Origin of the sequence: Rahnella inusitata, from assembly GCF_018288855.1 — a bacterium.
In the GTDB taxonomy this organism is placed as follows: domain Bacteria; phylum Pseudomonadota; class Gammaproteobacteria; order Enterobacterales; family Enterobacteriaceae; genus Rahnella; species Rahnella inusitata.
In genome coordinates this window covers 1,297,519-1,321,602 of record NZ_CP065024.1, presented here as the reverse complement: position 1 = coordinate 1,321,602, position 24,084 = coordinate 1,297,519, and the positions used below count along the sequence as shown (strand labels likewise).

The window sequence follows — 24,084 nt, the reverse complement described above, 5'->3', positions numbered from 1 at the left end:
ATAAAGGGTTGCGCGAAATCTCATGGGGAGTATAGTTCGCCTCCATCGGACGCGGGGTGGAGCAGCCTGGTAGCTCGTCGGGCTCATAACCCGAAGGTCGTCGGTTCAAATCCGGCCCCCGCAACCAATTCGATTCGCAGGCAATAAAATGCCCGATTCAATTGAACGATGAAGTGAAGAAGTAAGAAGTGCTACGGACGCGGGGTGGAGCAGCCTGGTAGCTCGTCGGGCTCATAACCCGAAGGTCGTCGGTTCAAATCCGGCCCCCGCAACCAATTCTAAACTTATGCTTTATGCGCTGAGTTAGAATAATGTGAAGAAGTAAAGCAGTACTAAGTAGTGACGGACGCGGGGTGGAGCAGCCTGGTAGCTCGTCGGGCTCATAACCCGAAGGTCGTCGGTTCAAATCCGGCCCCCGCAACCAACTACTAAAAACCAGTAAACATCAGGCACCTTAACGGGTGTTTTTTTGTCTCTAAATTTTGGCGACAGAATCCTGTCCCCCTTCTCTTCCTGATATCCCTTTACTATTTACCCCCTTGCAGACATTCCACCCTGAGCGAAATAGGCCTTTATCCCTGCCAGTATTGATTCCGCGACCTGCTGCTGAAAATGTGCCGTACGCAGTTTCTTCTCTTCATTAATGTTACTGATAAACGCGGTTTCCACCAGAATGGACGGGATGTCCGGTGCTTTGAGCACTGCAAATCCGGCCTGATCCACTTTGTTTTTATGCAGAGGGTTAATCTTTCCCATCCGCGTCAGCACTTCCTTGCCGAATTTCAGACTGTCGTTGATAGTCGCTGTCTGCACCAAATCAAACATCGTGTGATCGAGATACTTGTCACCACTTTTACTCACGCCGCCAATCTGGTCGGATTCGTTCTGAGTCTGCGCCAGAAAACGTGCCGCTGAACTGGTCGCCCCCTTCGTCGATAAGGCGAAAACGGACGAGCCTTTAGCCGCCCGGCTGGTAAACGCATCGGCATGAATGGAGATAAACAGATCGGCCCGCAGCTTTCGCGCTTTGGCGACACGCACTTTCAGCGGAATAAAGACGTCTTCATTGCGGGTCATGTGCGCTTTCATGTTCTTTTCACGGGCAATAAGCTTTTGCAACCGGCGGGCTATCTGCAAAACGACGTCTTTTTCACGCGTTTTATATTTTCCGATAGCGCCGGGGTCTTCACCGCCGTGACCGGGATCTAACATGATGACCAGTGGTCTGCTGCGCCCTGCCTGCCCGTCTTTTGCGGCTTCCGGCGGCAAAGTCCTTTCCACATCCCCGCGATTGTAATCTTCCAGTAATGCCAGCAGCGGATCATCCTCAGCGCTGACCGCACCTTCTTCCGGATACAGATCGACGACCAGTCGGTTGTGAAACTCTGCCACCGGTTTAAGCGTGAATACATGAGGATTGATTGAGCGCTTGAGCTCAAGCACCATTCGCACAGTGTTGGCATCAAACTGCCCTACCCGCGCCTGCTGAATATAAGGATCGCTCTGCTGGACCTTATCCCCCAGGCCTTTCAGCACGCTGTTGAGGTGAACGCCTTCGATATCTACCACCACGCGCGCGGGTGAGCTCAGCAGAAACTGCTTATACTTCAGAGGAGTACTGGATTCCAGCGTGATGCGGGTATAAGTCGAAGAGGGCCAGATACGCACGGCAATAACCTGTGAACTGGCAGCGAACCCCACTTTACTCACACTGAGCATCCAGGAAGCCGCTACGGTTTGAAGAAGTCGTCGTCTTCCAGGGTTGTGGTTATCGTCAGTCATGCAGTCTCAAACAGGTTTTAAAAGTCTTAAAGTGTTGATTAAAAGCTCAGTTTGAGAATTTTAACCAATCCTTCCCTGCATGTCATTCCTAAACATTATTTCGATATATCAATTTGTTGTGTGTTTGTAATCGTTGTTAATAGAAAAACAGAGATTTCTTACTTGCCACACAGCCTTAAAAGAATAAAAATACAGAAATTACGAATAAAAATTCAAACGAGGTTTTGCCGTGAAGGAACGTAGTACTGAACTGGTTCAGGGATTTCGCCACTCAGTTCCCTATATCAATGCGCACCGTGGCAAAACATTCGTTGTCATGCTCGGTGGAGAAGCCATTGAGCATGAGAACTTCAGCAATATTGTCAATGATATCGGTCTGTTACACAGCTTAGGGATCCGGCTTGTCGTCGTCTATGGCGCGCGTCCGCAAATCGACGAGAATCTCGCCGACCACAATTGTGAGCCGATTTATCATAAAAATATCCGTGTCACCGACGCCCGCGCCCTCGAACTCGTGAAGCAGGCGGCGGGGCTTTTGCAGCTGGATATTACTGCCCGCCTGTCGATGAGTCTGAATAATACTCCGCTACAGGGCGCGCACATCAACGTCGTTTCCGGTAACTTTATTATTGCTCAGCCGCTGGGCGTGGATGACGGTATTGATTACTGCCACAGTGGCCGTATCCGCCGCATCGACGAAGAAGCGATTCACCGCCAGCTCGACAGTAACGCCATCGTACTGATGGGGCCAGTTGCGGTGTCGGTCACCGGGGAAAGTTTTAACCTGACGTCCGAAGAAGTCGCGACGCAGCTGGCCATCAAACTGAAAGCTGAGAAGATGATAGGCTTCTGTTCTTCACAGGGCGTGATAAACGAAGAAGGCAATATCATTTCCGAGCTGTTTCCAAATGATGCGCAGCTTCGTATTGATACAATGGAAGCCAGCGGCGATTACCTCTCAGGCACAGTGCGCTTCCTGCGCGGTGCGGTGAAAGCCTGCCGCAGCGGCGTACGTCGCAGTCATTTGATCAGCTACCAGGAAGATGGCGCGTTGATTCAGGAGCTGTTCTCACGCGACGGCATCGGCACACAAATCGTGATGGAAAGTGCCGAACAGGTTCGCCGCGCGACCATCAACGACATCGGCGGGATCCTCGAACTGATCCGTCCGCTGGAACAACAGGGAATTCTGGTGCGCCGCTCCCGCGAACAGCTGGAAATGGAAATAGATAAATTCACCATTATCGAACGGGATAACCTGACCATCGCCTGTGCGGCGCTGTATCCTTTCCACGATGAAGGCATCGGTGAAATGGCATGCGTAGCAGTGCATCCTGACTACCGCAGTTCATCACGCGGCGAAATGCTGTTGCAGCGAGTGGCCAGCCAGGCGAAGCAAATGGGCCTAAACCGTCTGTTCGTGCTCACCACCCGCAGCATCCATTGGTTCCAGGAACGTGGCTTCAAACCGGCCGAAGTAGATGTTCTGCCGATTCAGAAGCAGGAAATGTATAACTATCAGCGCCGTTCTAAAATCCTGATTTCCGAGCTCTAAACACTGATTTTCATCCATAAAAAAGGACGCTAACGCGTCCTTTTTGCTTTCTGAATTTCAAATCACATTATTTATCAGTCTGTGATTTCAGGGTTTTCTGCAATGTTGAAGTATCAGTGTAGGTTTTGAAACCTTCCGGCGCAGCGTAGTGCGGCGTTTTACTGTCACTACCAGAGACCTGAGACAACATCGCCAGACCGTCCTGTTTAATTACGGCCTGATGGAAGTAATCCGCCAGCTGCGTTTGCGTCAGCCCGGCAATCACACGGATAACATTGGTACGCGTATCAAACTGCGCATTCCCCCGGCTGAAATCATTACCTAATCTGTCAGATTCTTCATCCAGCGTTTGCGGGCGTTGCTGCATTTCATTTACCAGCCCTTGTTTGTACTGAATAAACTCCGCGTCTTTCATTTCACGCAGACGTTTTTCGGCCTGTGGGTAAAAGGCCAGATAGCGCTGATACAGATAGTCCGGTTGCTTGCTGTTACTTTGCAGTAAGAAACCGATCCCCCACTGTTTACCGACAGGAATGGGGAACGCAAACACCGCATAACCGAGTTGCTCCTGCGTGCGAAGCTGGCTGTAGAACCACGGCTGAATAATTTGTCCGAGCAGTGCGCTGTAGCCCATGCTCTGGACTTCATCATAACCGGTCGGTACATACACGGCGGCCAGCGCCGAGTCAGAACTGCTGCCGACACGCTGGATATTGGCTTTCTGAGGCTCAGTCACAACGGCCTGCGTTCCGCGCCACCAATCGGTTCCGTGCGCCCCCAGCTTCTGCATAATCTGCTGGGACATGGCTTTCACCTGATCGCCTGTCATGTTACCCACCACCATGATTTCCACCGCGGCGTGATGAATCAACTGCTCACGGTAGGCATTTACGTCATCAAGCGTGATACCCGCAACCAGCTTCTCGCGTTCTGAACGTTCAGTGTAAGGTACGCGCGAAAGCAGCTGAACCGGCTGGAGTGCTAACTCGAAGGCTTTGCCTTTATCCGCAGAGGCTAATCGCTCCCGATACCATGACTTAGCCTGATCAAGCTGTTGCTGCGTGGGTTTGAAATCAGGATAGCTGTCCACCAGTGCGGCCAGTAAGTCCGGCAGACATTCGGTGAAACCGCTGGCGGTAAACTGCAACCCGTTGTCTGGCGACGTACCAAAGCTCAACCCGCCGATAGAAGCCTGATAACTCAACTGATCAAACGCTACGCCGGTAAGATAATCCGTCAGGCCATAAAGCACCTGATTTTTCGCCGTGCTTAATGCCTGTTCATTACGAAAGGATACCGTCACGCTGGCTTTCGGTTCATCAGCGAAGAAGCGGCTTGGCATGTAAAATACGCGCAGGCCTTTATCTTCAACCAGCAGTTCAGGTTTTGTCGCTTTCGAATCTCTGGTCACCAGCGCCAGAGAGTCAGGAATGTATGGGTTCAGCTCAGGCAGAGTAAGTTTGATTCCCTCCCCCAGGGATTTCCATTGCTCGAAAGTTTGTGGCGGGACTTTATCGACCTGGTAAGGCGCATTCACAAAGTAAGCGACTTTATTGTGTGGCTCATTTGGGCTGATTATCCAATAACGCGCATTTTGTGGCGTCATTTCATCCAGCCTCGACTCGATCGCTTTCGGATCGTATTGGTCCGTCAGATAAGGCGAATCCAGAACGTGTTCTACCGGCACGCGCAACATGGTATCCACCAGCCATTCGACGTAATCCATATCCCGCGTCAGCGCCGGATAGCGGAAGTCCAGCGCCATCACGTGGGCGATTTCATCAAAATAGGGTTTCTTTATGCCCTGCTCGCGCACTTCATGCAAATAGCTGAATATGGCGGCAATGACCGTATCGCGCTCGGCGAGACCTTTATCCGTCAGCGAAACTGAAATATTGAACACGCCCTGATTGCGGTTGACCATCGGATCCGCACCGGCACTGATACCGTCGGCATAGCCTTGTTTTTGCAGCCAGTCAGACAATGTATTCAGACTGCGGTTACCGATCAGGTAGCTGATATAGGTATCCGTTTTGCTGCGAAACGCGGCGCTGTTGTTATCAATGGCGAACTCAACGCGTAACTCTTTGCGCGGCTGTGCGGGAACAAAATGGATATATTCGCCTTTCTGTTTATCCGTTAAGGTCGGCACGGTAATCGGCGGTACGGCAGCATGATGATTGGCAATCTGCCCGAAAGTGTCTGCGGCCAGCTGCGCCAGTTCCGGCAAAGGTTTATTGCTATAAATCACGCCGACCATCAGATTGGCAGAGTAGTAACGATGATAGAAATCCGTCAGTTGATCGTGCAACTTGCTGCCAGGCTTGTCTTTTAGGGTATCGAGATTACCGCCTGAATAGCGCGAACCAGGATGCTCAGGGTTCAGTGTTTCAGCGCGTACCTGTGCCATACGCATTCCGTCGCGTGAACGTGCCATGGTCAGTTCAGCATTCACCGCGTTGCGTTCGCGGTCACCATTGGCTGGGTCTAACAATGGTTCACCGATTGCATCGGAAAGGCGATCTACCGCTTCAGGAAGGGCGTCATTTTCAACTTCCAGATAGAATGCCGTGCGATAGGATGCGGTGCTACCGTTATGGCTGCCGCCATGTTTCTTGAGAAATTCGGAAAGGCTTTCTGGCTGGGGATATTTTTTGGATCCCATCAGCAGCATGTGTTCAGTGTAGTGAGCCAGACCTAACTGTGAGTCAGGATCTTCGAGCGAGCCGACGGGAATAGCCAAAGCGGCGAGAGATTTAGGCGCATCAGGATCAGAAACGAGCAAAACCGTCATATCATTCGCCAGCGTTATCGCCTGATACTGACGCGGGTCATTCTGACTTTTATTGATAGCTTGTGCATAAGGCTGCCAACCGGCGGCACTTGAAACAACAGGGGCCCAAAAGGTCAATAACAACAGTAACCCTGTGAATCGGGTAACCTGTTTAAACATTGCCACTCTCCCTCAATCCAATATACGTGCCACACGGGCAAAAATGACGGTTCAACCACTGATGAACCTCAACCTGCTGTTTTATGCCGTTGAGTCTTTTCAGACCCCGCAGATGCAGGATAGTTGTCGAAAAATCTGTGTCGGGATGTATAACCTGTCGCTGTATCACTTTTAGCAACCGGGGCGTTATTCCCTCCAGATGAATCACCTGTTTAAACCACTCTATGCAGTTAGGCTGTCATTGCAAGCGGCTTAACGGTATTTCTCCTGCTTAAGCGGAAGGTTTACCTGTATCTGGCTCGCAAACTAAACGCTGCAAGCGTGCCTGATATTGTGCCGGTGAACGGATAATTACACTGACAAGTATGCATCGCTGGCCAGCAGAAAAACCGGATATCTGATACTCCCAATCTTTAATCATCAGTTGAGTCCCGTTTCCGCTGACCGAATAGGCTTCTAACTCTGAGTGCGCCTCTGACCACGCCTGCTGCACCTGCCACTGACGCATAAAACCCTGACTCAGCGATTGAAAATAGTTGAGCAATCCAAGTACCGATACTGAGAGCAGCAGCGCGGCGATCATCACTTCCGGCAGGCTAAATCCTTGCTGATTGATTTCTTTCTCAGTCATCACAGAACAACTCATCGGCTTCCGGACAGAAATCCAGCCAGCCTTGCCTGAGTGGGGAAAAAATCAGCAAGCCATCCGCTTGTTTTTGCGCGCTAACCTGCTGGTAAAGGAGCACGGGCTCTCCCCCTTCCGACGCTCTCCCTTCTCCGCGCACAACAAAAACATCTTCACGTAGTGAAGGGCGGACACAGGTACGCCCTGACCCCGCAGTCACGATCCCGGCGGTCAACGTCTGACATTGCCACTTTGTCTGTGCCGTTAATTTCCACGGCTCGCTGACTCCCCAGCTCAGTGAAGAAGCAGCATTCTCCCAGGCAATCGCATACCGGTGCTGATGGGATGTCAGAGCCAGCCCGGCGGAAAGCTGTTGTTGCAGGGAGTTCAGTGCAATCATACCCAGCCCCATCATCACCATAATACTCAATATCATGGCACTGCCCTGCTGATGGTATTGAGAGGGATCCTTCCTGATTTTCGCCCGGAATTTCATAGGGAATGCCCCGCAACCTGGACAATAATTTTCCGGTGGATCAGGGGATCTTTACTCCACCGTGCCTCGAGTTCCAGTGAGAAAAGGCGTCCGGCAGTCAGGCCAGAATGCTCCGTCACGACAAACTTCGTGACGTTAACTTCTGCCGGGTCGAGCAACTTCTCCCAGCCAGAACTGTTGCATGTATCTGCACCACGCTGGGTTTCAATACCGCCCTGACGCAGGCGATAACCAAAATATTCAGATTCTGCACTACCCGGTTTTTCCCAGTGCCCGTTTCGGTTCAGATCATAAATCGCGATAACACAGGAGCCTGTAGTTTCTCCTGACGCATTGCCGAGAATGACGGTTTTACCGTCACACACGCCATTGCAGAATCCAGCGCGTCGTAAGTCTTTTTCGATAGTAAAGCTGGTCTGGCGCAGCAATTGATCCAACTGATAATGTCGCCCGAGGCTTTGGCTTCGCTGGCGCATCAGCGGATAAACTTGCGCCGCACTGAGCATCAGCATGCTGCCGACTCCCATCGCCATCATCACTTCCGGCAGTGTGAAGCCCTGCGTCCGACGGAAAATCACTGACAGACTCCGATGCCCAGCATCGGCTTATTCTCACTGCACAGACGCAAACGCCCTCTGGCTGAGAGCACCACACGCAGACTCCCTGCCGCATTTTTCAGTGTCAGATGCCCGGCCAGCGCGGCATTTCGAAGCCCGTAAAAACCCATCACTTTGTCGGTAAAATCAAATAACTCAATATCCGGTTCACTGACCACAAACACTCTTCCGCCCGCTGCACTGCAAACTGCCGGACGCGCACCTGTACCAACGCACCCGCCGGTACCGCTTATCGCCCACAGTATGGCGGAGCGGTTGTAATTGTTCGCTTCAGCCTGCAAATCATAAAGATACAAACGCAGATGCTGCGCCTGCTGTTCAAGTTTCAGCGCCTGCTGATAGCCGCGCCAGCTGTGTAATCCCCACAGGGTGCACATCGCGACCAGCGCGACAACCACCATCATTTCTATCAGTGACATTCCCTGCTCTCCTGAACGTTCGGTTGTTTTCATACGCTCAGGGTAGGCATTTGAATTTTCACCACCAGTGGCAAAATGATTTTTTCCAGGACATCCCGAGAAGAAAAAGTGCAAAAGAATGCGCGCGACAAAAATGTTGCGCGACGTCTCGCAAAATCAAAATGTGGGATACAAAAGCGATGGGAATCGTCGGGGAAAAGGGTAAAAAGTGTTGCAGAGGGAAGTCAGGATAATGGCTGCCTGACAGGCGTCAGGCAGCAAACAGCGAAGAATCAGATAGCGACAGGCGCTTTTATTGCAGGGTGCGGATCGTACCCCTCAATCTCGAAATCTTCGAAGTTGTAATCAAACAGGGAGGCCGGTTTGCGTTTGATAATCAGTTTAGGCAACGCGCGCGGTTCACGGCTCAGTTGCAGATGCGTCTGTTCCATATGGTTGCTGTACAGATGGGTGTCGCCCCCGGTCCAGACAAAATCGCCGACTTCAAGAGAGCACTGTTGCGCCATCATGTGCACCAGCAGCGCATAACTGGCGATGTTAAACGGCAGGCCAAGGAAAACATCGCAAGAACGCTGATAAAGCTGGCAGGACAACTTACCGTCCGCCACGTAGAACTGGAAGAAAGCATGGCAAGGTGCCAGTGCCATCTGATCCAGCTCACCGACGTTCCACGCAGAAACAATAATACGACGCGAATTCGGATCGCTTTTAAGCTGGTTCACGACATTGGTCAACTGGTCGATTTGCTTTCCATCCGCAGCGCCCCAGGCACGCCATTGCTTGCCATACACCGGGCCGAGATCGCCGTTTTCATCGGCCCACTCGTCCCAAATGCTGACATTGTTTTCACGCAGATAAGCGATATTGGTTTCGCCTTTCAGGAACCACAGGAGTTCATGAATGATGGAGCGTAAATGACAACGTTTGGTGGTGACCAGCGGGAAACCTTCCTGCAAATTGAAACGCATCTGATGACCAAAAATCGACAACGTGCCGGTACCCGTACGGTCGGCTTTAGGGGTGCCCTCATCGAGCACTTTCTGCATTAAATCCAGATACTGTTTCATGTTACCTCACGACAATTGTTTCTGCGGACGGCGGTATGCCCAGACCATCATAATCAGGCCGATGACTACCATCGGAATGGACAGTACCTGCCCCATGCTGATCACGCCGTCGAACAAACCGAGCTGCGCATCCGGCTGGCGAAAATGCTCAACAATGATGCGGAATAAACCGTAACCGATCAGGAACAAGCCTGATACCGCGCCCATCGGGCGTGATTTACGAATAAAGACGTTCAGGATGATAAACAGCACGATGCCTTCGAGCAGCAGTTCATACAGCTGGGAAGGATGGCGCGGAAGGACACCATACTGGTTCAGCAGCGGCTGCCATTTCGGGTCAGAGGCAGCGATGGCGATATCTTCCTGACGGGAGCCTGGGAACAACATTGCCCATGGCACATCAGTGGTCACACGGCCCCACAGTTCGCCGTTGATGAAGTTACCCAGACGTCCGGCACCCAGACCAAACGGGATCAGCGGCGCGATAAAATCCGCGACCTGGAAGAAATTACGCTTGGTGCGGCGGGCGAAGACCAGCATTACGACGATCACACCGATCAGGCCGCCGTGGAAGGACATACCTCCGTCCCAAACTTTGAAAAGGTAAAGCGGATTGTCGAGGAAAAGAGGCAGATTATAGAAGAATACGTAACCGATACGGCCACCGAGGAACACGCCAAGGAAACCGGCATACAGCAGATTTTCGACTTCGTCTTTAGTCCAGCCGCTGCCCGGCTTATTGGCACGGCGTACAGCCAGCCACATCGCGAAGACAAAACCAACCAGATACATCAGTCCGTACCAGTGGAGGGATACCGGTCCGATAGAGAAAATCACCGGATCAAACTGGGGAAACGCCAGATAGCTGTTGCTCATCTATCACCACAAATTGTTTATTGTTTTAGCCCGGTTAGGGGTCAGCAGGGTGCGAATAGTAGCATAGCCGGGAGGATTTCCGGGGCTATGGCCGGGGAAAAGTTCTGTAAAAAATCGTCTCATTCTGCGCCGCATTGGGGGCAGGCAGGAATGACGCGGTGGTAAATGCCGCGCCTGAGTCCTATTTGCCGCCGCGAATCAGGCCGCCCAGACCGCGCCTTTCCATAAATGCTGCCGTCATATGACGAACATCCGTAGTGAAATGTGCCTGCAATACCCGGCTGGCAAGTTCTTCGGCATCCATCAGGTCGATGCGGCGCAGCAAATATTTTACGCGCGCCACGCTGCGCCCGTTCATGCTCAGGTTACGGTAACCCATGCCGGTCAGCAGCAATGCGCCCATCGGGTCGCCCGCCATTTCACCACACAGGCTGACGTCCAGCCCGATCGCTTCAGCGCTGGTAATTATCTGCTTGAGCACCCGCAACATCGCCGGATGTAAGCTGTCATAAAGCCCGGCAACGCGGGTGTTGTTGCGGTCAACCGCCAGCAGATACTGAGTTAAATCGTTGGTACCAACCGAGATAAACTCCACTCTTCCGGCGAGAGCCGGCAGCATAAAGATCATCGACGGCACTTCAATCATCACCCCGATACGCGTGCGCGGCAGTTCGTAACCGAGCTGCTCCTGCACTTCACGTCCGGCGCGGTCTATCAGACGGCGTGCTTCATCAATCTCTTCGAGGCTGGTGACCATCGGCAGCAAGATACCGAGATTCCCTGTCGCCGCATTGGCACGCAGCATGGCGCGCACCTGAATCAGAAAAATTTCCGGCTGATCGAGCGTAATACGAATCCCACGCCAACCCAGACAAGGGTTTTCCTCGCTGATCGGCATGTATGGCAGCTGTTTGTCAGAGCCGATATCCAACGTTCGCAGTGTCACCGGTTTTTGCGGGAACAGCTGCAACATGCCCTGATACTGCGCCACCTGCTCCTCTTCGGAAGGGAAACCGCTTTGCAGCATGAATGGAATTTCAGTGCGGTACAGCCCGACGCCGTCCACGCGACTGCCGAACAGTTTTTCGTGATCGGCGCTCAGACCGGCATTGAGCATCACCTTCACTCTTTCGCCGCTTTTCAGCGCCGCAGGCTGATCAACATCATCCTCTGCGCGTTGGCTCAGCTCCATTTCTTCGCTGATGAGACGCTTATATTCTGCGACCAGCACCGGTTCCGGGTCGATCAGCAGCTCGCCGCGATAACCATCAACAATCAGTTGCCGCTGGCTGAGCAGCGCAGGCTGAATATCCGCGCCCATAATGGTCGGCACACCCATCGCGCGCACCAGAATGGCCGCGTGGGAGTTCGCCGCACCGTCGCGCACCACTACGCCCGCCAGCCGGTCCTGCGGGACTTCGGCCAGAAGCGTTGCGGTCAGTTCATCTGCGACCAGAATAAAACGCTCCGGCCACTGTGTATTGCCCTGAATAGTGTCATCGAGATGGAAAACCAGCCGCTGACCAAGTGCACGCAAATCGCTGCCGCGCTCTCGCAGATAGGTATCCTGCAGGCTGGCAAACTGCGCAGCAAATTCTTCAACAACCTTTTTCACCGCCCATTCAGCAACGGCACCCTGATCGATCTGCGCAAACAGTTCGCGCTTAAGACGGGCGTCGTTAAGCAGGTGTGAATAGAGGTCGAAAATTGCGGCACTTTCTTTTTGTGCACTGGCGGTAAACCGTTTACTGAAACGGCGGAACTCTGCACCGGCATCTTCAAGCGCACGGGTCAGCCGCTCGCGTTCACGCACCGTATCGAGCGTAGACGCCATATAGACGTGTTCAAGTGATGGCTGCGAACTGTCCTGCCAGCCAATACCGATGGCGACACCCGGCGAAGCCGCCAGCGCGCGGACGCGGGTCTGGCGAAATCGGCCATACAGCACGTTCAGTTGGGCCTGTGAAAGGATCGCCGCCAGCTGAGTCGCTAACGTGACTAAAAAAGATTCTTCACTTTCGTCGAACTGTCGATGTTCGCGCTGCTGAATGACCAGCACGCCGAGTAGCTGACGACGGTGAATGATCGGTACGCCTAAGAAGGATCGGAAAAGATCTTCTTTTACGGCGGGAATGTATTTAAAGCTGGGATGACTCTGCGCGTCGGCGAGGTTGATGGGTTCTGCCAGCCGGCCTACCAGACCGACGATCCCCTGATCAAACGCGAGCGTAATAGTACGCCCGCGAGGTTTTTTCAAACCTCGCGTCGCCATCAGGTAATAACAACGACGGTCATTGTCAGCGAGATAAACGGAACACACTTCGGTGTCCATCGCCAGGCAGGTTTCATTGACCAGTACGTCCAGCGCATCATTCAGGCTGGCCGCCATTGCTACCTTTTCAACAATTTCTCGCAAACGCGTGAGCATCTCTTCGCGACTTAGCCTCTTTTACGACGGTAAGCGGGCGATGTCTTGGGAAGGGAAATTTCCTGCATCGGCATAATAGTGGTCGAAAACTCTTTCATCACGCGACGATACACATCGCGCTTAAATGACACCACCTGACGAACCGGATACCAGAAACTCACCCAACGCCAGCCATCAAATTCAGGCGTACTGCTGCGCTGCATATTGATATCAGCATCGTTACACATCAGTTGCAGCAAGAACCATTTTTGCTTTTGGCCGATACAAACCGGCTTTGTGTCCCAACGCACCAAACGTTTTGGCAATTTATAACGTAACCAGTTGCGGGTCGACGCCAGAATACGGACATCTTTGCGGCCCAGACCCACTTCTTCAAACAGCTCGCGGTACATTGCCTGCTCAGCGGTTTCTCCCGGATTAATGCCTCCCTGAGGAAACTGCCAGGAGTGCTGACCGTATCGTCTGGCCCATAACACCTGACCCTGCTTGTCACAGATTACGATACCAACATTCGGGCGGTAGCCATCATCATCGATCACCGGACTACCTCAATAGCTTAAAATCATAGATGTTCTGATTGTTTCACACTACCAACAGGCGGTAAACCACTGGTTAGCGCTGATCCGCACGAATAAAAATGGGATAACTTTCACTAATTGGCAAAGTTATAAACAGATTCAGGTCAGGGCTCGCGATTTTATTCACTTTTTCTGTGGATAGATGTGTGCAGAACTTAAGAGTAAGCAGGGTAAAACTCTCGTGAACTTATCCCAGGCGCGAAAATTAATATTTATAAAAGACATATAAAGCATTAAGTTACGACCGATAAACCGCGTTATCAACCCCCTAAAAAAGTGAGGCACGTCACAGGCAGACATGATCTGGTGAAAGATCCACCAACGACGTTTTTATCCACAGCGATCGTCTAAAAGTTGACGTCGCCGGGGTAGAAATTGGATAAAACACGGTCCGTCAAGCCTGTAAATCGAACCAGTGATCGGATTTATCCAGGGTTATCCAAGAAATCTGTGGATAAGTAGGGGGAAGATCCTGTTCATTGTCGCCTTCAACAGGTGGTCAACCTAAAAACGGCTTGTGATAAACCGGCCAGAGGCCTAAAAAAAACCAAATTAAATCATGCTATTATTCATCCATCTCACGGGTATAACTTTTTATGCACTGCATTACGCAGGGTGAGGTTAAAAATTAACCTAAATTCATGAGTGTTGTTTTTATGTCTATTCCGTTACCCGCAACTGAACCGCCCCGTCACGAAGATGAGCTGCTGCACCGCGCGCAGTCACTGGCAGGTCACACCTTAGGAGAGCTGGCTGCACGTGCAGGATTGCCGATCCCGGCCAATCTCAAACGAGAAAAAGGCTGGGTGGGAATGTTATTGGAAGTCTATCTTGGCGCGATTGCAGGCAGTAAGCCTGAGCAGGATTTCGCCGATATTGGCATTGAGCTAAAAACTATCCCCATTGATTCGCACGGTAAGCCGCTGGAAACCACGTTCGTCTGCGTTGCGCCGTTAACCGGCAATAGCGGCGTGACCTGGGAAAGCAGCCATGTTCGCCATAAACTGGCACGGGTGCTGTGGATCCCGGTTGAAGGCGAGCGTCAGATCCCGCTTTCAGAGCGCCATATTGGCGCACCTTTATTGTGGCAGCCTTCCAAAGAAGAAGATGAACAGTTGCGTCAGGACTGGGAAGAGTTGATGGATTTGATCGTACTGGGCAAAGTTGAAAGCATTACTGCGCGCCACGGGGAATTCCTGCAACTGCGCCCGAAAGCGGCTAACAGCAAAGCGTTAACCGAAGCGATCGGTGAATTCGGTCAGCCGATCCTGACGCTGCCACGCGGCTTCTATCTGAAAAAACGCTTTACCGGCGCGCTGCTGGCCCGACATTTTCTGCTCTGATGTCATCATTTAAAAAAATTTCAGGCACCTTTTGTGCCACTTTTTAAAGGCTTTGCTAGGATAGAATGTGATTATGTCCGGACAGAGTCATTTCGGACTTTCTATAACGTCGTGCACACACAAGGAATGATAACAATGATGAAGAAAATGTTGATGATGACCAGCGCCGCGCTGCTGGTATTCGGGCTTGCAGGCTGCGCCAGTGATTATGTGATTTCAACCAAAGACGGCAATATGATCCTGACCGACGGCAAACCGAAGCTGGATAAATCCACCGGCCTGTTGAGCTACACCGACGAACAGGGCAACGAGCGTCAGATCAACAACGACAATGTCAGCCAGGTGATGGAACGCTAAGTCAGATCCGTGCCCACCGATAAGAGCCGGTTTTGGACTGGCTCTTTCAACGCATCCCCCGCCCTCTCTGATTACCGGCACTCTCTGCCACTTCCACCTGATGATTCCCTTGTATATAGTCAGATAAGGCACTTTTTCTATCAGCCTGACATTCTCAGAAGAAAGGAAGACCGGCAATGCAATATCACCGTATACCCCACAGTTCTTTAGAAGTGAGCTTACTGGGTCTTGGCACCATGACTTTTGGTGAGCAAAACAGCGAAGCCGACGCCCATCAGCAACTCGATTACGCCGTTGCAGCGGGCATCAATCTGATTGATACCGCAGAGATGTATCCTGTTCCGCCACGCCCGGAAACTCAGGGTCTGACGGAAAGCTATATCGGCAGCTGGTTGAAGGCCCGTGGTAATCGCGAAAAGATCGTACTGGCGAGCAAAGTCTCCGGCCCTTCCCGTGGCAGCGATAATGCGATTCGTCCGGCGCAGATGCTGGATCGTAAAAATATCCGCGCGGCGCTGGATGCCAGCCTGACACGTCTGAATACTGATTATCTGGATCTCTATCAGTTGCACTGGCCGCAACGTCAGGCCAATTTCTTCGGCAAGCTGGGTTATCAGTACACCGAAGAGCAATCTCCGGTGACGCTGCTGGAAACACTGGAAGCGCTGAACGAACAGGTTCGGGCCGGTAAAATCCGCTACATTGGCGTTTCAAATGAAACTCCGTGGGGCGTGATGCGTTATCTGCAACTGGCCGAGAAACACGATCTGCCGCGCATCGTTTCCATTCAAAACCCGTACAGCCTGCTGAACCGCAGTTTCGAAATCGGTCTGGCGGAAATCAGCCAGTACGAGGGCGTCGAACTGCTGGCCTATTCCAGCCTGGCGTTCGGTACGCTGAGCGGGAAATACCTGAACGGCGCGAAACCGGCTAACGCGCGTAATACGCTGTTTAGCCGCTTCACCCGGTATTCATCACCACAGGCTGAAGGCGCAGTGGCGGAATACGTGGCATTGGCGAAGAAACACAATCTGGATCCTTCGCAGATGGCGCTGGCCTTCGTGCGTCAGCAGCCGTTCGTTGCCAGCACACTTTTGGGCGCGACCACGCTGGAACAACTGAAGATCAACATCGACAGTCAGGATCTGACACTGGATGCCGAAATCATGGGCGAGCTGGAAAACATCCACAAGCGCTTCACCATTCCTGCACCGTAACCACAGTTTACAGACATTAAAAAAGGGCGCTGAGCGCCCTTTCGTTTTTTCAGATGCCCTTCATTTTTCAAAGAGCGCAGGAATGTCTCAGACCTGACGGCGCTTTTGCATAATCTGCCAGACCCACAGCGCGGTAATGGCCAGCGCGAAGACCACGCCGAAGCCGATCCCAATCGCCACCACCGGCGCACCTGCCATTACCACCAGTGAATACAGGCCGAGCATCAGCAGCATCGCAGTGTTCTCGCCAAGGTTTTGCACCGCAATCGCGTTACCGGCACCGACAGAGGCTTTGCCGCGATGCTGTAACAGCGCGTTCAGCGGCACGACAAAGAAGCCACCGAGAATACCCACCACCACCAGGACGATATACGAGCTCAACATGCTGGTTTGCAGCGCGAAGACAACCACGGCGATACCAATCGCCACGCCCGCAGGCAGGCAGCGTTTGACGGTTTCGAGACGGATTAACTTCGCGGCGGCACCGGCCCCGAAGACAATCCCGATAGCCACCATTGCGTTCAACAGCGTCGGAGTTTTGTTATCGGTGATCCCTAAAGCCACCGGTACCCAAAGCACCAGCAGGAAACGCAGCGTGACGCCCGCGCCCCAGAAAAGACTGGTGCCCACCAGCGAGAAGCGGGTTTCACCATCATTCCACAGCGTTTTACACGCCGAGAAAAACGTCCGCGTCATTTTAGCCGGATGCCAGGACTGTCCGGCGCGCGCAGGGGTCAGTTTTGGAATAAACCAGTTGGCTGCCACGGCAGCGCCATACGCCAGTACGCAGATGCCCAACGCCGCAAGAATATTCCAGTCAGCCAGTGCGCCACCCGCCACAGAGCCGAGCAGGATGGCGGCAATCGTCGACGCCTCCATCAGGCCGTTGGCTTTAACCAGCTGCTCGCCGCTGGCGATTTCACCCAGAATGCCATACTTGGCTGGCGAATAGGCGGCAGCGCCAATGCCCACCAGCGTATAGCCGAGGAACGGATTCAGACCGGCGCAAATCACCGCCGCACCGCCGAGTTTCAGCAGGTTCGCGACCATCATCACGCGACCTTTAGAGAAGCTGTCGGCGAACTGCCCGACAAACGGCGCGAGAATGATGTAGGTCGCGACAAACGCCATCTGCAAAACCGGCTGGCTCCAGTCCGGGTAGAGCTGTTGTTTGATAAGCGCCAGCGCAGCGAACAGCAGCGCGTTATCACCGAAGGCAGATAAAAACTGCGCCACGATCACCGCCGTCATGCTTTTTGACATCAGCGGCGATGCCGCCGCTAAAGGTTTACTCATGCCTCAGTCTCCGATTTTTCTGCCATTTCGCGCAGGGTGACAAAATCAGGTTTACCGCTGCCGAGCAATGGCAGGGCTTTGACCACGCGAATATCACGCGGTACGGCGAGTTCAGGCAGCCCCAGATCGCGCGCCGCCTTGCTCAGCGCATCGCGACGAAGTTCTGCGTCGGTAGTAAACAGCACCAGTGCTTCACCTTTACTGCTGTCGCTGCGTGACGTCGCGGCATGCTGGCCATCAGGCGAGGCTTTAATCGCCAGCTGCTCCACACTTTCCAGCGATACCATCTCACCGGCCAGTTTGGCAAAACGCTTCACACGGCCACGAATGGCGCAGAATCCTTTTTCATCGAGCGTGACGATATCGCCGGTGTCGTACCAGCCCGCCTGCATTTCGCCTTCGGCATTTTCAGCCTGCGGCGTTTCGAGTACGCCCGGATTTTCGACGCGCAGATAGCCTTTCATGATGTTCGGGCCGCGCAGTTGAAGGCGTCCGCCTTCTTCGATGCCCGGCACATTAATCAGACGCGCTTCCATGCCCGGTAAAATCTTCCCGACGGTGTTTATCTTCGTCGCCATCGGTACGTTGATCGCCACCACCGGCGCACATTCGGTCACGCCGTAGCCTTCAAGAATGCGGATACCAAATTTGTTCTGCCAGACTTCCTTGGTGCTTTCTGCCAGTTTCTCCGCACCGGCCACCACGTAACGCAACCGGGCAAAATCATAAGGATGAGCAAAGCGGGCGTAGTTGCCAAGGAAGGTCGAGGTGCCAAACAGCACGGTACAGTTCTGGTCGTACACCAGCTCAGGCACAATGCGGTAATGCAGCGGGCTCGGGTAAAGGAACACGCGCGTACCGGTCAGCAGTGGCGTTAACAGGCCGACAGTCAGACCGAAGGCGTGGAACAGCGGCAGCGAGGACATGAAACGGTCACGCGGCGTGAAGTCCGCGACGGTGCGGATCTGTTCGACGTTTGCCAGCAGGCTGGCGTGTGAATGCACCACGCCTTTCGGATTACCTTCGGAGCCTGAGGTGAACAGCACCAGCGCGGCGTCGTCGGCCTTTTGCGGCAGCATCGCGCCACGCGGGAAGATCAGGTGGAACAAGATCCACAGCTTGTCTTGCGTGGTGACCGTGTCCTTCAAATCTTCCAGATACACCCAGTTGGCTTCCGGCACGTTCTCAGGCAGATGGGTCAGCTTCCCTTTTTCAAGGAACTGGCGGGAGGTGATGATGGTTTTGATCTGCGCCGCTTTCATCGCACTTTGCAGACCTTTCGCCCCGGCGGTGTAGTTGAGCAGCGCCGGAATGCGGTTACGCATCGAGGCGCCAAACAGCGCCGCCGCCATGATGGTGGCATTGGGCAACAACATCCCGACGTGTTCCCCTTCGCGGGTGAACCGTTGCAGGATCCGGCTCACGCCAAGGCATTTTTTCAGCAGTCCCTGATAGGTATCTTCTTTAAACGCGATATCGGCGATGCATTTTTTGCGTCTGCCATAACGCGTTTGCGCGGACAGCAGCGCTTCATACAACGTTTGTGGCTCGCGGGTCGCCATGCGCGCCTGCATCATCACTTTATGCAACTGCTCACCGGCCAGTATCCGGCGTTCACGCGAGCGCGGTGCATCCGGCATCGGGATCGTCACCGGGGGAAGAACGTTGATGGTGATTTTCGGGAACCAGCGGATTTTAAAGCTGCCGAACAGGCGGCCAAACGGCGTGTATTCCGCGCCGTCGATGCGCACCGGGATGACCGTCGCCTGAGACTTCGCCGCCACAAAGGCTGCGCCGTCGTAAATTTTCATTAATGAACCGGTGACCGTGATACGCCCTTCCGGAAAGACGACGACCGGGCGCCCCTTCTCCACTTCACGGATCAGATGTTTAATTGCCATCGGCTTGGTCGGATCCAGCGGCATGAAGTCCACATATGGCTTCAGCCAACGCATAAACCAGGTATCAGTGATGTTGGAATAGACTGCAAATACAGGTTTGACCGGCAGGAAAAGCACCAGCAGCATGCCGTCAATAAAAGAAACATGGTTGGGTGTCAGCAGTAAACGCGGGTAATCAAATGAGGATTTCGCTGGTGTCACAGTAACCCTGAACGCGATGCGGAACAGCCACCTGAACGCGGCGAAAAGAAAGTTATACATGTTTGCCATCTCCTTATGTGTCATCCCTGATCCAGAAAGAAAAAGGTTGGGGAAACAGCATACTATAAGCCGCTGAGTAATGACGACAGTCAGGAGTGAGTTTAGGAAGACGCTGAGCCAGTTGTCAGCATTGAGGCAAAAAAAAACCTACGCATCCGCGTAGGTTGGTGCAAATTTAATCGGTATCAACATGCAGAGCACGTTGATGATTCACCAATCAATACCTCTGGGACGTTCAATTTATCTGGTTTGTGGTAATCACAGCCAGCAGGCAATCGAAACATAATTCCGCAAAGTGTAACGAGTGGTGAAAATGCTCCCGGTTTTAATCATTTAGTGCTGATTGCGTCACTTCAACCAGGCAACTCATGGCATTAGGCCCCTGCGTTAAACGCGAAGTACCGATATCGAGCGTAAGCACATTCGGGTTCCCGGCCTGTTCCGTCTCCTGCCATTTGGCGCCGAAGCCCGGATTAAACCACGCACCGGTGGACATCAGCACCACACCGCGGGTGATCCCGTCGTTGAATAACACACCGGCCAGACAGCTGCCGCGCGCATTATGCACTTTGACACGATCGCCGTCGTTCAGCTGGCGGCTGGCCGCGTCCTCGGGGTGCATAAACAGCGTTTCTTTTCCGGCAGTCTTGTTCGATTGTGCCAGCGGCGACTGATCGAGCTGGCTGTGCAGACGGTCTTTCGGCTGGATGGAAATCAGATGCAGCGGCCACTCCTTTGCCGTCTCAGCGCCCAGCCATTCCACCGGCGGTTGCCATTCCGGATGCGGTGCGAAATCGGCATAACCGTATCCGGCGATGGTTTCCGAGAACAGTTCGATCTTACCACTGTGCGTACCCAGCGGGTTCGCGCGTGGGCTTTTCCGGAACTCCTCGAAAAACACAAAATCTTTTTCCGGCATCGGCAGCTCCACAAAACCGCGTTCCCAGAAGGATTCAAAGTCCGGCCAATCCACGTTCGTGCCTTTCTGCGCTTCACCGCACTGGCGGTAAATATGGCGCAGCCACTGATCTTCATTGCGCCCCTGCGTGAACTGCTCGCGATAACCCAGACGGTCGGCGATATCGGCGAAGATATCAAAATCGTTACGCGCCTGATGCTGGGGTGCAATCGCCTGATGCATCGCCAGCACGAAGCGGTCACGTGAGGATCCGCCGATATCATTACGTTCGAGCGAAGTGGTGGCAGGCAGCACGATATCCGCCATCTGCGCGGCCGGTGTCCAGACGTTATCCTGAACAATGATGGTATCCGGCTTCTGCCAGCCCTCCACCAGACGGTTTAACTGCTGATGATGATGGAAAGGATTGCCGCCCGCCCAGTGCACCAGATGGATATCCGGATAATGCTGTGTTTCGCCCTGAAACTCGTAGGGCTGCCCAGGATTGAGCAGCATGTCGCTGATGCGCGCAACCGGGATCGCCAGGCCGGAAGGATTCGGCCCCGCACTGACCGCAGGCCCCGGCGTGTCATAACGCGGGTTGCCGACGCTGTTCATTGAACCGTGGCCAAATGAGAAGCCGCCCCCCGGCAGGCCGACCTGTCCGAGCATCGCTGAAATAGCAATCATCATCCAGTAAGGCTGCTCACCGCGGTGGGCGCGCTGCACGGAATACGAACAGGTGATAAAACTGCGCACACCGATCAGATCATCGGCCAGACTTGCGATACGCTCAGCCGGAATACCGGTGATGTGACTCGCCCAGTCAGGCGTTTTCGCTACGCCGTCTTTCTCACCGCGCAGATAGGCGGCCAGCTGCGGATACCCCACGCAGTGGCTGGCGAGGAAGGCATCGTCCTGCGCTTCTTTGCGCTGAATTTCATAGGCGATGGCCATCATCAGCGCCGCATCGGTATTCGGGCGGATCGGGATCCATTCGGCGTTAAGGAATTCCGGGCAGTCATCGCGCATCGGACTGATGTTGATGACCCGCGTGCCTTTCTTCGCCAGCTGTTCCAGCGCCGGTTTAAGCGTATGTTCCACTGCGCCGCCGGAGGCCACCTGCGCATTTTTCAGCGCGAGACCACCGAAGGCCAGCAGGATTTCAGCGTGTTCAACCACGCTCGGCCAGGAGGTCACACGGCCGGTCAGCGGCGTGAAAGTGCCGATAACATAAGGAAGGAAAAACTGCGCCGAGCCCCAGCTGTAGTTGCCTAACTGATCCACGCCGCCGCCACCGGTGAAATAGAAACGGCGCACCAGCGAACGGGCATGATGCAGGCGACCAGCGGAAGACCAGCCATAAGAGCCGTTGAAAATACCGGACGCGCCATAACGGTCGCGCACACGGCGGTTCTCTTGCGCGACCAGATCCAGCGCCACATCCCAGTCCACTTCAACAAAATCTTCGCGACCCCGCAGCGAGCGATCGCTGTTTTCGCGTTTTTGCAGCCATGAACGACGCACCGCCGGTTTACGGATCCGTTTATCGGAATAGACCAGCGGCACGATGGAATCGAGTAAGGGCGAAGGATCGGCATCCGCAGAATAGGGTTCGCAGCGGATCAACCGTCCATCTTCTACGACGGCGGTGTATGCGCCCCAGTGAGCCAGTTGCGGATAGCGTTTTATCGACATGTTTTTTATTTTCTCAGCGCAGGTGTTTGACCATAAAAATACCACTCACACAGGCGGAAACTCAAAGCACAAATAATGATAAATAGAATTCTCGGGTCAGGCGGCGTTTGCAAAACCCCGCTGTCAGCGTGTTATGAAGTTAAAACTCGTCGTTTCAGCACTTGCATCAAAAAGTTGCGATCGTCATCCTTGCAGCCACCTGTCTTTTCCGCAAGACTGGCGGTGTAAACGATTACCCTCACGGAATAGCGGAAGTGTTATGGCAACGATTAAGGATGTAGCAAAACTGGCAGGCGTATCGGTTGCGACCGTTTCACGCGTGATAAATCATTCCCCGAAGGCCAGCGAAAGCTCGCGGGAAGCGGTTCAGAGCGCCATGCAACATCTGCAATATCACCCGAATGCCAACGCCCGCGCGCTTGCCCAACAGGCGACCGAAACGCTGGGGCTGATCGTCGCTGACGTCTCCGACCCGTTCTTTGGCGCGATGGTCAAAGCGGTGGAACAGGTGGCGTATGCGACCGGCAATTTCCTGCTGATCGGCAACGGCTACCACAACGTTGAAAAAGAGCGTCAGGCAATTGAGCAGTTGATCCGCCACCGCTGTGCGGCGCTGGTGGTTCACGCCAAAATGCTGCCGGAAGAAGAACTGACCAGCCTGATGCAGCAAATCCCGGGCATGGTACTGATTAACCGCACACTGCCTGGCTTCGAACAGCGCTGTATCGCGCTTGATGACCGTTACGGTTCCTGGCTGGCGACCCGCCATCTGATTCAGGCCGGGCATAAACGCATTGCCATCCTGTGCTCCAACCACGGTATTTCGGACGCCAGCGATCGTCTGCAAGGCTATATCGACGCGCTGACGGAGAATAATATCCCGGTGGATGACAAACTCATCGCCTACGCCGAACCTGATGAAATCGGGGGCGAGAAAGCCATGGCAGATTTACTGGGGCTGGGGAAAGGCTTCACGGCGGTCACCTGCTACAACGATTCCATGGCCGCCGGTGCCTTATCGGTGCTCAGTGATAACAGTATTGATGTGCCGGGCGAAATCTCGCTGATAGGCTTTGATGATGTGCTGATTTCCCGCTATCTGCGCCCGCGTCTGACCACGGTGCGTTATCCGGTCGTGGCGATGGCGAATCAGGCGGCGCAGCTGGCGTTGGCGTTGGCGAACGGTCAGCCGTTGCCGGAAACCACCCACATGTTCAGCCCGACGCTGGTACGACGTCACTCAGTGAGCGGGCCGGCGGTCAGCTAAAAGACTTTTTGTAAACGCGAACTGGCTTATCAGGATAGTCCAGCGCATCGCCAATATAGCGCCAGCCAAAACGTTCGTAATAGCCGGTGAATTCGGCGTAAAGATAGAGTTCGGAAAAGCCGCTGCGGCGGCTGTGCTCCTGAAGAAACTCCTGCAACTGCTGCCCCAGCCCGCGCGAGCGGTAATCCTTATCGACGTACAGCGCCGCCAGCCACGGCGTGAGATCCTGACGGCTTACCAAATCGCAGCGCCATAAACCCACCGTCCCCGCCAGGCGTTCACCTTCCAGCGCAATAAAAGTCTGCGGAAGATCTGCCCCCGACAGGCTGCTTTGCACCACGCTGGCAAAAAAATCGCGACTGTTTTCGCTGCCGAACGCCTGCCACAGCCAGTCGGTCACCTGTTCTTTAAACTCTGGCCGCGCGCTGAGGTTGATGATTTTCATCGCGT

At 53.7% G+C, this 24,084-nt stretch carries 19 protein-coding genes and 3 tRNA genes; 8 read left to right on the top strand and 14 right to left on the bottom strand.

Annotated features, from left to right (window positions below; translation table 11 throughout):
• Positions 1 to 50 precede the first annotated feature (50 nt).
• From I2123_RS06200 to I2123_RS06190, 3 genes are all read left to right on the top strand, one after another.
• Positions 51 to 127 (top strand) — tRNA-Met (locus I2123_RS06200).
• Positions 128 to 198: 71 nt separating this feature from the next.
• Positions 199 to 275: transfer RNA gene (locus I2123_RS06195), tRNA-Met, on the top strand.
• A 72-nt stretch (positions 276 to 347) separates the two neighbouring features.
• Positions 348 to 424 (top strand) — tRNA-Met (locus I2123_RS06190).
• A 107-nt stretch (positions 425 to 531) separates the two neighbouring features.
• Here the strand turns inward: I2123_RS06190 and amiC are convergent.
• Positions 532 to 1,782 (bottom strand): N-acetylmuramoyl-L-alanine amidase AmiC, encoded by a 1,251-nt coding sequence (amiC, locus tag I2123_RS06185; protein ID WP_213051999.1) that lies wholly within the window; start codon positions 1,780 to 1,782, stop codon positions 532 to 534.
• A gap of 229 nt (positions 1,783 to 2,011) precedes the next feature.
• Between amiC and argA the strand changes: the two genes are divergently transcribed.
• Positions 2,012 to 3,337 (top strand): amino-acid N-acetyltransferase, encoded by a 1,326-nt coding sequence (gene argA / locus I2123_RS06180; protein ID WP_112165963.1) that lies wholly within the window; start codon positions 2,012 to 2,014, stop codon positions 3,335 to 3,337.
• A gap of 67 nt (positions 3,338 to 3,404) precedes the next feature.
• On the opposite strand, the gene ptrA is transcribed toward argA, so the two are convergent.
• The 9 genes from ptrA to rppH form a co-directional block, all read right to left on the bottom strand.
• Entirely contained in the window at positions 3,405 to 6,290 is a 2,886-nt protein-coding gene (gene ptrA, locus I2123_RS06175) for a pitrilysin (protein WP_213051998.1), read from the bottom strand.
• A gap of 271 nt (positions 6,291 to 6,561) precedes the next feature.
• Entirely contained in the window at positions 6,562 to 6,921 is a 360-nt protein-coding gene (locus tag I2123_RS06170; RefSeq protein ID WP_213051997.1) for a prepilin-type N-terminal cleavage/methylation domain-containing protein, read from the bottom strand.
• A complete protein-coding gene (locus I2123_RS06165) occupies positions 6,914 to 7,351 on the bottom strand; it encodes a YgdB family protein (RefSeq protein WP_112165976.1) in 438 nt (145 codons plus the stop codon). The genes I2123_RS06170 and I2123_RS06165 overlap by 8 nt, the downstream gene beginning before the upstream one ends.
• Positions 7,352 to 7,407: 56 nt before the next feature.
• The gene (locus I2123_RS06160; protein WP_244879883.1) at positions 7,408 to 7,989 is read right to left on the bottom strand and encodes a prepilin peptidase-dependent protein; all 582 of its coding nucleotides are present in this window, start codon (positions 7,987 to 7,989) and stop codon (positions 7,408 to 7,410) included.
• Positions 7,986 to 8,480 carry a prepilin peptidase-dependent protein gene (locus tag I2123_RS06155; protein ID WP_274611819.1) on the bottom strand — a complete coding sequence of 165 codons (495 nt, stop codon included), beginning with the start codon at positions 8,478 to 8,480 and terminating at the stop codon, positions 7,986 to 7,988. Before I2123_RS06155 ends, I2123_RS06160 begins: the two co-directional genes overlap by 4 nt.
• Positions 8,481 to 8,719: 239 nt before the next feature.
• On the bottom strand, positions 8,720 to 9,514 hold the full coding sequence (gene thyA, locus I2123_RS06150) for a thymidylate synthase (RefSeq protein ID WP_213051995.1): 795 nt from the start codon (positions 9,512 to 9,514) through the stop codon (positions 8,720 to 8,722).
• Positions 9,515 to 9,520: 6 nt separating this feature from the next.
• Complete coding sequence (lgt, locus tag I2123_RS06145) at positions 9,521 to 10,390, bottom strand: prolipoprotein diacylglyceryl transferase (protein WP_213051994.1); 870 nt, start codon at positions 10,388 to 10,390, stop codon at positions 9,521 to 9,523.
• A 181-nt stretch (positions 10,391 to 10,571) separates the two neighbouring features.
• Positions 10,572 to 12,818, bottom strand: a complete 2,247-nt coding sequence (gene ptsP, locus I2123_RS06140; RefSeq protein ID WP_112165951.1) for a phosphoenolpyruvate--protein phosphotransferase — start codon at positions 12,816 to 12,818, stop codon at positions 10,572 to 10,574.
• 11 nt (positions 12,819 to 12,829) lie between these two features.
• A complete protein-coding gene (rppH, locus tag I2123_RS06135; protein WP_112165949.1) occupies positions 12,830 to 13,357 on the bottom strand; it encodes an RNA pyrophosphohydrolase in 528 nt (175 codons plus the stop codon).
• Positions 13,358 to 14,052: 695 nt separating this feature from the next.
• Between rppH and mutH the strand changes: the two genes are divergently transcribed.
• From mutH to I2123_RS06120, 3 genes are all read left to right on the top strand, one after another.
• Positions 14,053 to 14,739, top strand: a complete 687-nt coding sequence (gene mutH / locus I2123_RS06130; protein WP_112165947.1) for a DNA mismatch repair endonuclease MutH — start codon at positions 14,053 to 14,055, stop codon at positions 14,737 to 14,739.
• 138 nt (positions 14,740 to 14,877) lie between these two features.
• The gene (locus tag I2123_RS06125; RefSeq protein WP_112165973.1) at positions 14,878 to 15,096 is read left to right on the top strand and encodes a YgdI/YgdR family lipoprotein; all 219 of its coding nucleotides are present in this window, start codon (positions 14,878 to 14,880) and stop codon (positions 15,094 to 15,096) included.
• A 176-nt stretch (positions 15,097 to 15,272) separates the two neighbouring features.
• The gene (locus I2123_RS06120) at positions 15,273 to 16,313 is read left to right on the top strand and encodes an NADP(H)-dependent aldo-keto reductase (protein ID WP_112165946.1); all 1,041 of its coding nucleotides are present in this window, start codon (positions 15,273 to 15,275) and stop codon (positions 16,311 to 16,313) included.
• 87 nt (positions 16,314 to 16,400) lie between these two features.
• Here I2123_RS06120 and lplT read toward each other — a convergent pair whose 3' ends face one another.
• From lplT to I2123_RS06105, 3 genes are all read right to left on the bottom strand, one after another.
• Positions 16,401 to 17,609: a lysophospholipid transporter LplT gene (gene lplT / locus I2123_RS06115; RefSeq protein ID WP_213051993.1), complete on the bottom strand. Its 1,209-nt coding sequence runs from the start codon at positions 17,607 to 17,609 to the stop codon at positions 16,401 to 16,403.
• Positions 17,606 to 19,771, bottom strand: a complete 2,166-nt coding sequence (gene aas / locus I2123_RS06110; RefSeq protein ID WP_213051992.1) for a bifunctional acyl-ACP--phospholipid O-acyltransferase/long-chain-fatty-acid--ACP ligase — start codon at positions 19,769 to 19,771, stop codon at positions 17,606 to 17,608. The genes lplT and aas overlap by 4 nt, the downstream gene beginning before the upstream one ends.
• A gap of 325 nt (positions 19,772 to 20,096) precedes the next feature.
• The gene (locus tag I2123_RS06105; protein ID WP_213051991.1) at positions 20,097 to 22,367 is read right to left on the bottom strand and encodes a molybdopterin guanine dinucleotide-containing S/N-oxide reductase; all 2,271 of its coding nucleotides are present in this window, start codon (positions 22,365 to 22,367) and stop codon (positions 20,097 to 20,099) included.
• A 259-nt stretch (positions 22,368 to 22,626) separates the two neighbouring features.
• On the opposite strand from I2123_RS06105, the gene galR reads away from it, so the two are divergent.
• Entirely contained in the window at positions 22,627 to 23,634 is a 1,008-nt protein-coding gene (gene galR / locus I2123_RS06100; RefSeq protein ID WP_112165938.1) for an HTH-type transcriptional regulator GalR, read from the top strand.
• Here galR and I2123_RS06095 read toward each other — a convergent pair.
• Positions 23,627 to 24,079, bottom strand: coding sequence for a GNAT family N-acetyltransferase (locus I2123_RS06095; protein ID WP_112165936.1), 453 nt, complete (start codon positions 24,077 to 24,079; stop codon positions 23,627 to 23,629). The two genes, galR and I2123_RS06095, sit on opposite strands and share 8 nt — an antisense overlap.
• Positions 24,080 to 24,084 lie beyond the last annotated feature (5 nt).

Coding starts and splice junctions, on each gene's coding strand:
- thyA (WP_213051995.1), bottom strand. CDS start 9,514: ATGAAACAGTATCTGGATTTAATGCAGAAAGTGCTCGATGAGGGCACC.
- I2123_RS06095 (WP_112165936.1), bottom strand. CDS start 24,079: ATGAAAATCATCAACCTCAGCGCGCGGCCAGAGTTTAAAGAACAGGTG.
- galR (WP_112165938.1), top strand. CDS start 22,627: ATGGCAACGATTAAGGATGTAGCAAAACTGGCAGGCGTATCGGTTGCG.
- ptrA (WP_213051998.1), bottom strand. CDS start 6,290: ATGTTTAAACAGGTTACCCGATTCACAGGGTTACTGTTGTTATTGACC.
- amiC (WP_213051999.1), bottom strand. CDS start 1,782: ATGACTGACGATAACCACAACCCTGGAAGACGACGACTTCTTCAAACC.
- I2123_RS06125 (WP_112165973.1), top strand. CDS start 14,878: ATGAAGAAAATGTTGATGATGACCAGCGCCGCGCTGCTGGTATTCGGG.
- I2123_RS06155 (WP_274611819.1), bottom strand. CDS start 8,480: ATGAAAACAACCGAACGTTCAGGAGAGCAGGGAATGTCACTGATAGAA.
- ptsP (WP_112165951.1), bottom strand. CDS start 12,818: ATGCTCACGCGTTTGCGAGAAATTGTTGAAAAGGTAGCAATGGCGGCC.
- mutH (WP_112165947.1), top strand. CDS start 14,053: ATGTCTATTCCGTTACCCGCAACTGAACCGCCCCGTCACGAAGATGAG.
- I2123_RS06170 (WP_213051997.1), bottom strand. CDS start 6,921: ATGACTGAGAAAGAAATCAATCAGCAAGGATTTAGCCTGCCGGAAGTG.
- I2123_RS06165 (WP_112165976.1), bottom strand. CDS start 7,351: ATGATATTGAGTATTATGGTGATGATGGGGCTGGGTATGATTGCACTG.
- lgt (WP_213051994.1), bottom strand. CDS start 10,390: ATGAGCAACAGCTATCTGGCGTTTCCCCAGTTTGATCCGGTGATTTTC.
- I2123_RS06120 (WP_112165946.1), top strand. CDS start 15,273: ATGCAATATCACCGTATACCCCACAGTTCTTTAGAAGTGAGCTTACTG.
- lplT (WP_213051993.1), bottom strand. CDS start 17,609: ATGAGTAAACCTTTAGCGGCGGCATCGCCGCTGATGTCAAAAAGCATG.
- I2123_RS06105 (WP_213051991.1), bottom strand. CDS start 22,367: ATGTCGATAAAACGCTATCCGCAACTGGCTCACTGGGGCGCATACACC.
- aas (WP_213051992.1), bottom strand. CDS start 19,771: ATGTATAACTTTCTTTTCGCCGCGTTCAGGTGGCTGTTCCGCATCGCG.